We start from the raw sequence: 13,076 nt of genomic DNA, 5'->3' as shown, positions 1-13,076 counted from the left end.
GGTGGCGATGATGGAGAGATCGCGCATCCCGGCCATGGCCATGTTGAGCGTGCGTGGGATGGGTGTGGCGGTCAGCGTCAGCACGTCGACCTCGGCACGCAGATTCTTCAGCTGCTCCTTGTGGCGGACGCCGAAGCGGTGCTCCTCGTCGATGATCGCCAGGCCCAGGTTCTTGAACTTGACCGAGGGCTGCAGCAGCTTGTGGGTGCCGACGACGATGTCGACGGTGCCGGCGGCGAGCCCATCCATCACCGTCTTGACCTCCTTGGCGCTCTTGAAGCGCGACAGGCTCTCGACCTTGATCGGCCAGTCGGCGAAGCGGTCGGAGAGGTTCTGGAAGTGCTGCTGGGCGAGCAGGGTGGTCGGTACCAACAGCGCGACCTGCTTGCCGGCATTCACGGCGACGAAGGCGGCGCGCATGGCGACCTCGGTCTTGCCGAAGCCGACATCGCCGCAGACCACGCGGTCCATCGGCTTGGGATCGGCCATGTCGGTGAGGATGGCCTCGATGGCGCGCTGCTGATCGGGCGTTTCCTCGAAGGCAAAGGCGGTGGCGAAGGCGTCGTAGTCGGGGCCAGGGGTCGGGAAGGCGACGCCTTGGCGCGCGGCGCGGCGGGCGTAGATGTCGAGCAGCTCGGCGGCGACATCGCGCACCTTCTCGGCGGCCTTGCGCTTGGCCCGCTCCCATTGGTCGCTGCCGAGCCGGTGCAGCGGCGCGTGCTCAGGCTCGGCGCCGGTGTAGCGCGAGATCAGATGCAGCGAGCTGACCGGCACATAGAGCTTGTCACCTTTGGCGTACTCGAGCGCGAGGAACTCGGCCGCGGTGCCACCGACGGCAATGGTCTGCAGCCCGAGGAAGCGACCGACGCCATGTTCCTCGTGCACCACCGGCGCGCCCGCGACCAACTCGGTGAGGTTGCGCACCACCGCCTCGCCATCGCGCTCGCGGCGCTTGCGCCGGCGCTCCTGGCGCACGCGCTCGCCGTAGAGCTGGGTCTCGGTCAGGATCACGAGCGCGGGCTGATCGGCGCTGGCGGGCAGCAGCAGCGGCTCCTCCAGCGGCGCGACGGTCACTGCGAGCGAGGCGGTGCCGGTGAGGAAATCGAGCCAGCCCGCGACGGTCTTTGGCTGGATGCCAAAGCCATGCAGGTTGTCGATCAACATCTCGCGCCGGCCGGTGCTCTCGGCGATGAAGAGGACGCGTCGGGGCTGGGTTGCCGGCGACTGGTGCGCAGAAGCGGAGGGAGGGGGCTGATGTGCAGGCGATGCGTGCGGCGGCGCGGTACGATGGTCCTGCGGCAGCGCTGCTCGGGACGCCTCCACAGGTGCCTCGGGCAATCCGGTTGATGCGTCTTGGAGCCGCCCTTGGCTGTCGTCGCTGTCTCGGTCCCGCCCCTCAGCGACAGCTGGGTCATGGGGCAGAGGCGTTTCATTCAGAAACGCCTTCAACGCTGCCGCCGGATCGGCGGCGCGGGCCTGGATCGCCAGCGCCGGAGGGCGCCCGGTGGCGAAGTGGCAGACCTGCGCAAAACCCTTGCGCCGCTCGGCCCATTCGGCGCTTTGCCAGCGCACGCCGGGCAGCGCATTGAGCTGGCCGGCAAGCTCATCCGGGCTCAGATAAAGCCGCTGTGGCGGCAGTAGCGGGCGCTCGATGTCGTGGCGGCGCTGCTCGTAGCGGGTGCCGATATCGTCAAAACGGGCTTCGGCCGCCTCGCGGGCGCCTTCTGGCTCGAACAGCAGCGCGCCCGTCGGCAGATAGTCGAACAGGGTCGCGGTCTGGTCGAAGAACAACGGCAGGTAGTACTCGAGCCCGCCCGGTGCTCGGCCCTCGGAGACCTCGCGATAGATCAGGCTGGCCTTGGGGTCGGCGTCGATGCTGGCACGCCAGCGTTGGCGGAAGCCGGCGATCGCCTCCTCTGTGAACGGATACTCGCGCGCCGGCAGCAGGCGCACCTGCTCGAGCTTGGCGATCGAGCGCTGGCTGTCCGGGTCGAAGGTGCGGATCGATTCGACCTCGTCGTCGAACAGGTCGATGCGTAAGGGCTCGCGGCCGCCCATCGGGAAGATGTCGAGCAGGGCGCCACGCACCGCGAACTCGCCATGGGTGATGACCTGCGAGACGCATTGATAACCGGCACGCGCCAAGCGCTCGCGGGTGCGCTCGAGATCCAGCCGATCACCGACCGCGAGCACCAGTGACTGGCCGTCGACGAAGTCGGACGGCGGTAGCCGCTGCATCAGCGTGGCGACCGGTACCACCAGCACTCCACGTTCGAGCTGCGGTAGCCGGTGCAGGGTCAGCAGCCGTTCGGAGACCAGCTCCGGCAAGGGTGAGAAGACGTCATAAGGCAAGGTCTCCCAATCTGGGAAGCTGAGGACGGGGACAGTCGGATTGAGATCCGACTTGGGCTTGCATCTGCTTGCATCGTCCGCGCTGGACTCCTCGTGCTCGCCGAGGAAGAAGCGCAGCGCATCGCTCAACTGAACCGCTGCCTGCATATCCGCGACCACGCAGAGCAGCGGCGCCCGCGCCTTACGCGCGGCTTCGGCGACGGCGAGCGCAGCTGCAGCACCATAGAGCTTGCCCCACAGCAACCGCTCGCTTTGGCGTTGTGGCAGCGGAGGGGAGAGCGGCGATGATGCTAGCGCATGTGCATCGAGCAGCCGTGAGGATTGGCTAGCGGGCGCCGAAGGCGCGTCTGGCCGGAGGGCGATGGAGTCTTGGGACACAGCGAAAATCAGGATGAGCCTAGGAAAACTGGAGTCAGTATGTGGAATCTTCGCACAGCGTTCAGGTTAGCGCAGCCAATCTGCTGCAGCTCAAGGGCCGAGCAATTTAGCCTCTGGATAGGTACTATGTTGCTGCCACTGAGTTTTTGACAGATCAAGCCCAGCCCAGCCCAGGGGACCGCATCGATGCAGCAGCCGACGAATCTCGCTGGCAATAGGGGCGAATCAGGACGACGCCGAGAAGATTCACCTTGATGGCCACTCGAGTTGATCACAACGATATCCGTCGCGCGAACAGCCCGATCATGACCGCGCTGCCGGAGCCGAGCCAACAGAGCTCCGCGTTACCCTTCCCGGTGCATCCACTCCGCGAGTTGGTGACCTCGGAGCTGCACGCACGTACCTTTGATCCGCTGCAGGCGCCCGTTCGCATCGCCCACCTGGCCTACCTCTGCGGCGAGCGGGGCAGCGGTAGTCAGAAGCAGTACTTGGCGCGGCTGCTCTCTCATTTTGGCATTCAGTTGCCGCCCCATGTGGGTCTGCAGTACGCAACCGATCTCGGCGGTCTTTGGCTGCGCTGGGAACGGCATACCGAATTCGTGACCTACACCCTGAGCCGCGAAGGACCTTTTACACAGCCATTCGCCCCAGATCTGCTGGGCGAATTGCCACAGGTCTGGCTGCGTAATCTTCCTGGGCAGGTGGTGACCGCGGTGCAGCTTGCCCTCGAATCGGCAGATATGCCAGAGCGCGGTCTCGATGAACTGGTTGCGCTCTTTGGTGGTCATCCGGTCATCGGCGCCCAGGTCGCTGGAGGCGCGGGTTTCATCTGGTCCGATCTGCGTATCCATGCCGATGGCTTTGGTCACATCCTGTTGCGTGATCGGTGCTTGTCGGATGGTCAGGCCGGCCGGCTGATCAAGCGTGTGCTGGAGATCAACGCCTACCGCGCGATGGCGCTGCTCGGGCTACCCGCCGCACGCGAAGCGTCGCAATTGCTGAGCGAGGCGGAACAGCGTTTGGCCGGTGTGGCTTCGCGTATGGTCGATGGCAACCAGGGTTTGGCCAGCATGAGTGAGGCCAAGTCTGCCCCCAAGCCTGCCGATGGCATCGACCTCCCTCCAGAACGTGAGCTACTGGCCGAGCTGACCGCATTGGCGGCCGAGATCGAGTCAGTCGCCGCCGAGACCGCCACCCGATTTGATGCCTCTCAGGCCTACTATCAGGTGGTTCGGCAGCGGCTGGAACAGTTGCGTGAAGAGCGCATTCAGGGCGTTCAGACCTTGAGCGAGTTCCTCGATGCGCGCTTGGCACCAGCCATTGCCACCTGTACCGCAACCGCGCAGCGTCAGCAGCATCTGGCCGAGCGCGCGGCACGCGTAACCGCGTTGCTGAGGGCGCGGGTCGAGGTGCAGTTGCAAGAGCAAAACCGGGCCCTGTTGGATTCGATGGACCGACGTGCAAAGCTCCAGCTGCGATTGCAAGAGACGGTCGAAGGGCTCTCGGTGGTCGCGATTAGCTATTACGGCGTCGGGCTGATCGGTTATCTGCTAAAGGGTTTCGAGGCCAGTGGCTGGCCCTTGGACGCGACGCTGGGCATTGGCATCGCCATGCCGATCGTGGTTGGAGCGGCCTGGCTCGGTCTCAGGCAGGCGAAGCGACGGTTGCTGAAGGGTGCTGAATGAGGGCGTGGCAAGCAGGCGTCGATGTTGGCGGCTGGCGCTGTGCTTGCGGGAACTGTTAACCCTCGCGTGCACGACTGAGGTCAACCGTCATTGGCGTCACTTGCCAAATGCGCTCAGCGTACTCGTTGATTGAGCGATCAGACGAGAATTTGCCCATGCGCGTGGTATTGAGGATCGACATGCGATCCCAATGGCGCCTGTCTTGATAGGCATGGTCCACCTCCCGTTGGCGCTCACGGTAGTCATGGAAGTCAGCCAAGACCATGAAGGGGTCGCTGTGAATCAGGTTCTCGCTGAGTGGTCGGAACAGCTCGGTATCGCCATGGGAGAACAGGCCAGAGCTGATCAGGTCAACTGCCGAGCGCAGTTGCTCGTCGCGCTGATAAAGCTCCCAAGGCTGATAACCAAGCGCCTGCTGATGCTGGACTTCGGTCGCGGTCATGCCGAACAGGAAGAAGTTTTCGTGACCGACCTCATCGCGAATCTCAACATTGGCGCCGTCAAGGGTGCCGATAGTGAGCGCCCCATTCATCGAGAACTTCATGTTGCCGGTGCCAGACGCCTCCTTGCCAGCTAACGAGATCTGCTCGGAAAGATCGGCGGCCGGGTAGAGCCGTTGCCCGTTCTTGACGTTGAAGTCGGGCATGAACAGCACGCGCAGATAGCCATTGACCTGGGGATCGGTATTGATCACCTCGCCAACGGCATTGATCAGTTTGATCATCAGCTTGGCCATGACATAGCCAGGCGCGGCCTTGCCACCGAAGATGAAGGTGCGCGGCGTCAGATCGATGTTCGGGCTCTGCTTGATCTGCTCATAGACCCAGATGATGTGCAGCAGGTTCAGATGCTGGCGTTTGTACTCATGGAAGCGCTTGGCCTGGACATCGAACAGGGTCTCCGGGTCTGGAGCGAAGCCGGTGCGCTCGCCGAGCCAGTTCGAGAGCTTGCGCTTGGCGTTGGTCTTGATCTCACGCCAGCGCTGCTGCAGTGCATGGTCTTCGGCATGCGGCTCGAGGTCGCGCAGGCAATCGAGATCGCGCACCCAGTGGTCATTACCGCAGGTCTCGGTGATCAGCGCGGCGAGCTCCGGATTGCTGGCGACGATGAACCGCCGCGGCGTGACGCCGTTGGTGACGTTATGAAAGCGCTCCGGCCAGAGATCATTGAAGTCCTTCATCACCGTGGTCTTGAGCAGCTCGGAGTGCAGCTCGGCGACGCCATTGATGGCCTTGCTGCCGACGGCGGCGAGATGGGCCATGCGCACCTTGCGACCACCTTGCTCGTCGATCAGCGACATGCGCGCGACGCGCTCGTCGTCACCCAAGAAGTGCACGCGCACCTCATCGAGAAAGCGGCGGTTGATCTCGTAGATGATCTCCAGATGACGTGGCAGCAGGCGCTCGAACAGATCAACCGACCAGGTTTCCAACGCCTCGGGCAATAGCGTATGGTTGGTGAAGTGGCAGCTGTTGCGGGTGATCGCCCAGGCCTGCTCCCAGGTCATCAGATGATCATCCATCAAGAGCCGCATCAGCTCGGCAATCGCCAGCGAAGGATGGGTGTCGTTGAGCTGGATCGCATACTTCTGATGAAAGCGCTCTAGGGTGCCGGCATGGCGCAGCTCAAGCCGGATCATATCCTGTAGCGAGCAGGAGACGAAAAAGAACTGTTGCTTGAGGCGCAGCTCCTTGCCGGCCACCGGTTCATCATTCGGGTAGAGCACCTTGGAGATGGTCTCGGCCTCGATCTTGGCATGCACGGCGCCGTAGTAGTCACCGACATTGAAGGCGCCGAAATTGAACGATTCTGGTGCCTCGGATTTCCACAGCCGCAGCAGGTTCACGTTGGTGACACCATAGCCCATGATCGCGGTGTCATAAGCAACGCCATTGACCAGCAAGTCTGGTCTCCAGCGCTGGCGCGGCACCCCATGCTCATCAATGTATCGCTCGCTATAGCCACCGAAGCCGACCGGAAAGGAGAGTTTTGGGCGCATGATCTCCCAGGGGTTGCCGTTGCGCAGCCAGGTGTCCCCTTGCTCGACCTGCCAGCCATCGACAATGATTTGGTCGAAGATGCCGAACTCATAGCGGATGCCATAGCCAATCGCTGGAATCTGGTTGGTCGCCAGTGAGTCCATGTAGCAGGCCGCTAATCGACCCAGTCCGCCATTTCCAAGTCCCGGCTCCTCTTCACTTTCGATAATGCGGTCGAAGTCAAGCCCAAGCTCCTCGGCCACCTCGCGTGATACCTCCGTGATGCCCAAGTTGATCATGTTGTTGGCGAGGTGCGGGCCGAGCAGGAACTCGGCCGAGAAGTAGCAGACGGTGCGCAGGTTTTGATCTTTGTAGATGCGCGATGACTTGATCCAGCGCTCTAGCATCCGGTCACGCACTGTATAAGCGGCCGCCTGATACAGGTTGTTGTCGGTCGCCACCTCAAGTGACCGGCCTTGGATGTAGAACAGGTTGTCGAGGAAGGCACGCTTCAGTGCCTCCTTCGACAGGCCGGTGCGGGTGTGCTCGTTCTCTAAACGGGGATCAGCGGTGCTCATGCGTGGCTCCATTGCCAGTAATCAAGCCAGTAATCAAGCCAGTCAGGACGGCCAGATCCAGTCGTCGACCTCGGGCAGATCAATGCCGTATTCGTGTGCATAGTTGCGGCATTCAATCTGCTTATCCTTGAGTCGCTCCATCACATGGGCGCCGGCGACCTGTAAGCGCGGTACGCGCTTGATCACATCCATCGCCAGGGTGAAGCGATCGATCTCGTTCTCGATCGCCAACTCGAGTGGCGTGTTGATATTGCCACGCTCCTTGTAACCGCGCACATGCAGATTCTTGTGATTGGTGCGCCGATAGGCCAGCCGGTGGATCAGCCAGGGATAACCATGGAAATTGAAGATCACCGGGCGGTCTTTCGTAAACAGGCTATCGAAGTCGGCATCGCTGAGTCCGTGCGGATGTTCGTTCGGGGTGGTGATCCGGAACAGATCGACGACGTTGATGAAGCGGATCTTCACCTCCGCGAAGTGCTCGCGCAAGAGCGCCGTGGCGGCGAGCGCCTCTTTGGTCGGGATATCGCCGCAGCCGACGAGCACCGCATCTGGCTCTTCGCCCTGATCATTGCTAGCCCAATCCCAGATGCCCAAGCCCTTCGTGCAATGCTTGATGGCCGCGTCCATGTCCAGGTACTGCAGATGGTTCTGCTTGTCGGCGACGATGACGTTGATGTCGTCGCGACTCTGTAGGCAATGATCCACGGTCGAGAGCAGGGTGTTGACGTCGGGCGGTAGATAGATGCGCGTCACCTCCGGGTTCTTGTTGACCACCACGTCGAGGAAGCCTGGATCTTGATGCGTAAAGCCATTGTGATCCTGGCGCCAGACCGTGGAGGTGATCAGCAGGTTGAGCGAGGAGATGCGCGCGCGCCAGGGGATGTCTTCGCAGATCGCCAGCCACTTCGCATGCTGGTTGTACATGCTGTCGATCACATGCACGAAGGCCTCGTAGGTAGCGAAGAAGCCGTGGCGTCCGGTCAGCAGATAGCCTTCGTACCAGCCTTCCAGGGTATGCTCGGAGAGCATTTCCAAGACCCGGCCGTCGGGCGACAGTTCGCCGCCGTCGGCGTCCTCGTCCTTGTAATCGCAGAGCCAAAGCTTTTTCGAGACCTCGTAGATTGCATCCAGCTTGTTCGAGCTGTTCTCGTCTGGCCCGAAGACGCGGAAGTTGTCCGGATTCTTCGCCATCACATCGCGCAACAGCTTGCCCACCGGCTTGGTGTTCATGTGCCTTGTAGTGCCAGGCTGGTCGACCGGGATCGCATAATCGCGAAAGTCAGGCCGGCGCAGCGCGCGGCGCAGCAAACCGCCATTGGCATGGGGGTTGGCACTCATGCGCAGGGTGCCCGTCGGTGCCAGCGCCTTCAGTTCCGGGATCAGCCGGCCCTGCGCATCGAACAGATCCTCAGGCTTGTAGCTCCGCATCCAGGCCTCGAGCTGCTGGAGATGCGCCGGATTGCCATGCATTCCAGACAAGGGCACCTGATGCGCGCGCCAGAAGCCTTCGACTTTCTGGCCATCGACCGTCTCAGGGCCGGTCCAGCCTTTCGGGGTGCGCAGCAGGATCATGGGCCAATGGCCGCGGCTGGCTTGGCCCGAGTGTCGCGCCTCGTCCTGGATTGCCTTGATCTCGGCGTAGCAGGTTTCAAGCGTCTCGGCCATCAGCCGATGCATCGTCATCGGGTCATCACCCTCGACGAAGTGCGGCACCCAGCCATAGCCGCGCATCAGGCTCGCGAGCTCGTCGTTTGGGATGCGTGCGAGCAGGGTCGGGTTGTTGATCTTGTAGCCGTTGAGATGGAGGATCGGCAGCACTGCGCCGTCGCGGATCGGATTCAGGTATTTGGCCGAGTGCCAGGAGGTCGCAAGCGGGCCGGTCTCGGCCTCACCATCGCCCACGGCCACCGTGACCAGCAGGTCTGGATTGTCGAATGCGGCGCCAAAGGCATGCGAGATCGAATAGCCAAGCTCGCCGCCCTCGTGGATGGAGCCGGGGGTCTCCGGGGTGCAATGGCTGCCGATGCCGCCGGGGAACGAGAACTGTTTAAAGAAGGCCTTCATGCCAGCCTCGTCCTCGCTCTTGTTCGGGTAGATCTCGGAGTAGGTGCCTTCCAGGTAGACCGGCGCCAGGATACCGGGAGCGCCGTGACCAGGGCCGGCGAGGAAGATCGCCTCCTGCCGGTGGGCATTGATCAGGCGGTTCATGTGCACGTACATAAACGCCAAGCCCGGGCTCGAGCCCCAGTGGCCGAGCAGGCGCTTCTTGAGATGGGCCTCTTGCAGCGGCTCGCGCAGCAGCGGGTTGTCGCGCAGGTAGATCATGCCCACCGCGAGGTAACAGCAGGCCCGCCAGTAGGCGTCCATCTGCTCGAGCTGAGCCTGGTCCAGGGGCGCGGAAGTCACTGGGGTCGAGTTAGCCATGCTGATCTCCTGAGTCGGTCTGTGGTGAAACAGGTTAGAGTGTTTCAGTGAACATTCGGTGACGCCGATCGGTATCTTGTCGTCTTCTTTTTGTCATCAACCTCTGTCAGTCTTGAGGGTTGAAGACTGTTGCTGGGCCTGGCTGGGCTTGGTCCGGCGACGGCATGGTTTTTCGACGCCAGGAGCAACTTGTGAACGACCATAGCGCGAATCTCGAGGGGATGGATTGGTTGAAGGCTGAGCTTGAGGCAGAGCTTGACGAGGACTACGAGCTTGAGTTGTCCGAACCTGCGCTGTCTCTCGAGCTGAGGCGCATCTACAAGAAACGGCATCCGCAGACGCTCGATCGGGTGACCTATTTCAAGGCGCTACTGACCTTACAGGCCGAGCTGATCAAGCTGCAAGACTGGGTAGAGCATACCGGCGAGAAGATAGCAGTCATCTTCGAGGGCCGCGATGCCGCTGGCAAGGGCGGTGTCATCAAGCGCATCACTCAACGGTTGAATCCGCGCGTCTGCCGCGTGGTGGCCCTCACCAAGCCGAGCGAGCGGGAGCGCACGCAATGGTATTTCCAGCGTTACGTGCCGCATCTACCCTCAGGCGGAGAGATCGTGCTGTTCGACCGCTCTTGGTACAACCGCTCTGGGGTTGAGCGGGTGATGGGATTTGCCACAGCGGATCAAGTCGAACAGTTCTTCCAGGACGTTCCCGAGTTCGAGCGGATGTTGGTGCGCTCCGGGATTCGCCTGGTCAAATACTGGTTTTCGATCACCGACGAAGAACAGCAGTTGCGCTTTTTGATGCGCATCCATGACCCACTCAAGCAGTGGAAACTGAGTCCGATGGACTTGCAATCACGGGTGCGTTGGGAGGACTACACCAAGGCTAAGGAGGAGACCTTTGCTCGCACCAATATCCCGGAGTCGCCCTGGTTCATCGTTGAGGCCAACGACAAGAAGCGGGCGCGGCTGAACTGTATCCATCACCTGCTGGATCAGATGCCCTATGGCGAGGTCCCGCATGAGTCGATCAGCTTGCCGGATCGGGTGTTTAATCCGGACTACGATCGGGCCGTGCTGCCCAATGAGCTGTTCGTGCCGGCGCGTTATTAGCGCGCCGCGGGTAGGGGGTCACTGCCCGCGATCTTCAGCGGACCCAGAGGAACACGCGCGAGATCCCAACGCGGGATGGCTTGCTGCCAAAATTCGTCCACCCTGCTCGGCGCTGCATCAAGCGAGCGCTGACCAAGCAGATGCCATGCCTGCGTCAGCGCCGGCAGCGGGTCCGTTGCATCGACTGGGGCTGCGGCCAGGCTTTTGGAGAGCTTGCGGCCATCGCCTCCCAGCATCAGTGGCAGATGCGCATACTCAGGCTGAGGCAGACCGAGGCAGCGCTGGAGATAGACCTGACGCTGGGTAGAGCCAAGCAGGTCGGCACCCCGCACCACGCGCGTGATGCCCTGGTCGCCGTCATCGACGACCACGGCCAATTGGTAGGCATAAAAGCCGTCGGCACGCCGCAGGACGATATCGCCCACCTCTGAGGACAGGTGCTGTGTGCTGAGTCCGTGGATGCGGTCTAGGATGCTGAGTTCACCGCAGTCGATGCGCAATCGCAAGCTGCGCCCCCTGCGACCAGGTGGCAGACCCGCGCGACAGCAGCCTGGGTAGATCGGCCCTTCTAGACCCTGGAGACCGAGCGCGGCTATCTCCCGGCGAGTGCAGGCGCAGGGGTAGCACAGCTGATCCCGTTGTAGGCGCTCGAGGGCCGCCTCGTAGTAGGCAGTGCGCTGACTTTGATAGCTGGGGGGCTCATCCCAGCAGAGCCCGAACGCCTGGAGTGTCTTCAAGATGCTGACGTCAGCACCGGGCAGACAACGCTGCTGGTCGAGGTCTTCAATGCGCACCAGCCAAGCGCCTTGCTGTTGTCGCGCATCGGCAAAGCTGCCAACGGCAGCGAGCAAAGAGCCGAAATGCAGCGGGCCAGTTGGGGAAGGCGCGAAGCGACCGCGGTAGCGGGGAGTGGCCTGCCTTCCATCCATCGGAGGTTGGTCTGCTTGAGCTGTTCGCTGTATCGCTGGCCCTGCCCGCGGACGCGATTGCTAGGCTCGCTCTGACCGTCGGGTAGACACCGCGACGGCCAGACCGCGAGAGCGCCTTTTAGCCGCGCTGCCTCTCGCGGATCTCGTCCAGGGTCTTGCAGTCGATGCAGAGCGTCGCTGTTGGTCGGGCCTCAAGCCGCCTGACACCAATCTCGACCCCACAAGCCTCGCAATAGCCATAGTCGTGATCATCGATGCGCTCGAGCGCCTCGTCGATCTTGCGAATCAGCTTGCGCTCGCGATCACGCGTGCGCAGCTCGAGGCTGAACTCGGATTCCTGCGTAGCCCGGTCATTGGGGTCTGGGAAATTAGTGGCCTCGTCCTGCATATGATGGACCGTGCGGTCGACCTCTTCCATGAGCTGCCGCTTCCATTCCAGCAGTAGCTCGCGGAAGTGCGCTTCCTGGTCTGCATTCATGTACTCCTCGTCCTGTGCAATAGCGTAGGGCTCGATTCCGAGCGTCCCCGCGCCTCTCTTCTCTGTCTCGGCCATGATCTGCTCCCGGAGACGATGCGATGTTGAAACCGGCCCTCGAAGGTGACGTTGGCACGGTCTTGTGAAGCCTGCGCCGAGCGGCAGCCACCGACCACCCGGCTTTGAAGCCGCACCTTCTAGCAGATCGCTTCGCCTGCGACAAGCACCGCGCATGCGGTTTCTGCGAATCGGCTGTGCTAACCTTGCGCGCCGATCATGTTCATTACTCATGAAGGAATCCCCGATGCAGACGGGTCTCCAAGCCTTGATCTTTGACGTTGACGGCACTCTCGCCGATACTGAGCGCGATGGCCATCGGCCAGCCTTCAATGCTGCCTTTGCCGAGGCAGGTCTCGACTGGCATTGGTCCGTTGAGCTTTACGGCGAGCTCCTGTCGGTGACTGGTGGCAAGGAGCGGATGCGGCACTATCTAAGCCAGTATCGGCCCGACGCCGAGCTCGAGACGCAGGCCTTTTCGAGCCTTGAGGCCCTGATCGCGCATCTCCATCGGCGCAAGACCGAGCACTATGTCGAACGGCTGGGCAAAGGCGGCATTCCGCTGCGCACCGGCGTGCTGCGGCTGCTGCGCGAGGCCCGTGATGCTGGTGTCAGGCTGGCGATCGCGACCACGACCACGCCGGCGAACGTCACAGCACTGCTTGAGTCTGCCCCCGAGCCGGGTTTGGTGGACTGGTTCGAGGTCATCGCGGCCGGCGATGTGGTGCAGCAGAAGAAGCCCGCGCCGGACATCTTCGAGCTGGCCCTGGCACAGCTCAACCTGCCGGCCTCGGCCTGCGTTGCGATCGAGGACTCCGAGAACGGTGTCCGCTCGGCACTTGGCGCCGGCCTCGATGCGCTGTTGGTCACCACCAGCTGTTACACCGAGCAGCAAGACTTTGGCGGCGCCACCCTGGTGGTAGACCAGTTCGGCGAGCCGGGTGATCCAGCCCAGGCCCTGATGGGCGATCTCGGCGGTGCTGAGTATGTCGACCTTGAGGTGCTACGCAGGCTTCGTGATCAGGTGTTCGGCTAGCCTAGGAGGCAATGCAGCCCAGCTTGGGCTGTCGCTGTACTCTGCTCTTGGAAGCAGGCTGACCAAAC

Annotated in this window: 8 protein-coding genes; 3 read left to right on the top strand and 5 right to left on the bottom strand. The window is 62.3% G+C overall.

Annotated features, from left to right (window positions below; all coding sequences use genetic code 11):
- Nucleotides 1-2,730: transcription-repair coupling factor (locus VBE63_RS04245; RefSeq protein WP_323681746.1), on the bottom strand; the 2,730-nt coding region annotated here is incomplete at its 3' end.
- A 305-nt stretch (nucleotides 2,731-3,035) separates the two neighbouring features.
- Between VBE63_RS04245 and VBE63_RS04240 the strand changes: the two genes are divergently transcribed.
- On the top strand, nucleotides 3,036-4,415 hold the full coding sequence (locus VBE63_RS04240; RefSeq protein ID WP_323681751.1) for a DUF3422 domain-containing protein: 1,380 nt from the start codon (nucleotides 3,036-3,038) through the stop codon (nucleotides 4,413-4,415).
- A 55-nt stretch (nucleotides 4,416-4,470) separates the two neighbouring features.
- Here VBE63_RS04240 and VBE63_RS04235 read toward each other — a convergent pair whose 3' ends face one another.
- Both VBE63_RS04235 and VBE63_RS04230 read right to left on the bottom strand, forming a co-directional pair.
- Nucleotides 4,471-6,972, bottom strand: a complete 2,502-nt coding sequence (locus tag VBE63_RS04235; protein ID WP_323681745.1) for a glycogen/starch/alpha-glucan phosphorylase — start codon at nucleotides 6,970-6,972, stop codon at nucleotides 4,471-4,473.
- Between the two features lie 42 nt (nucleotides 6,973-7,014).
- On the bottom strand, nucleotides 7,015-9,399 hold the full coding sequence (locus VBE63_RS04230) for a phosphoketolase family protein (protein WP_323681744.1): 2,385 nt from the start codon (nucleotides 9,397-9,399) through the stop codon (nucleotides 7,015-7,017).
- Between the two features lie 221 nt (nucleotides 9,400-9,620).
- Between VBE63_RS04230 and ppk2 the strand changes: the two genes are divergently transcribed.
- Nucleotides 9,621-10,511 carry a polyphosphate kinase 2 gene (gene ppk2 / locus VBE63_RS04225; RefSeq protein ID WP_416274502.1) on the top strand — a complete coding sequence of 297 codons (891 nt, stop codon included), beginning with the start codon at nucleotides 9,621-9,623 and terminating at the stop codon, nucleotides 10,509-10,511.
- On the opposite strand, the gene gluQRS is transcribed toward ppk2, so the two are convergent.
- The gene (gene gluQRS, locus VBE63_RS04220) at nucleotides 10,508-11,440 is read right to left on the bottom strand and encodes a tRNA glutamyl-Q(34) synthetase GluQRS (RefSeq protein ID WP_323681742.1); all 933 of its coding nucleotides are present in this window, start codon (nucleotides 11,438-11,440) and stop codon (nucleotides 10,508-10,510) included. The genes ppk2 and gluQRS overlap by 4 nt on opposite strands.
- Nucleotides 11,441-11,558: 118 nt before the next feature.
- On the bottom strand, nucleotides 11,559-11,993 hold the full coding sequence (gene dksA / locus VBE63_RS04215) for an RNA polymerase-binding protein DksA (RefSeq protein WP_323681741.1): 435 nt from the start codon (nucleotides 11,991-11,993) through the stop codon (nucleotides 11,559-11,561).
- Nucleotides 11,994-12,219: 226 nt separating this feature from the next.
- Between dksA and VBE63_RS04210 the strand changes: the two genes are divergently transcribed.
- The gene (locus VBE63_RS04210; protein ID WP_323681740.1) at nucleotides 12,220-13,008 is read left to right on the top strand and encodes an HAD family hydrolase; all 789 of its coding nucleotides are present in this window, start codon (nucleotides 12,220-12,222) and stop codon (nucleotides 13,006-13,008) included.
- Nucleotides 13,009-13,076 lie beyond the last annotated feature (68 nt).

Source organism: Lamprobacter sp., assembly GCF_034860625.1.
In the GTDB taxonomy this organism is placed as follows: Bacteria; Pseudomonadota; Gammaproteobacteria; order Chromatiales; family Chromatiaceae; genus Lamprobacter.
The sequence above is the reverse complement of the archived record's forward strand: the minus strand, read 5'-3'. Positions and strand labels throughout refer to the sequence as shown.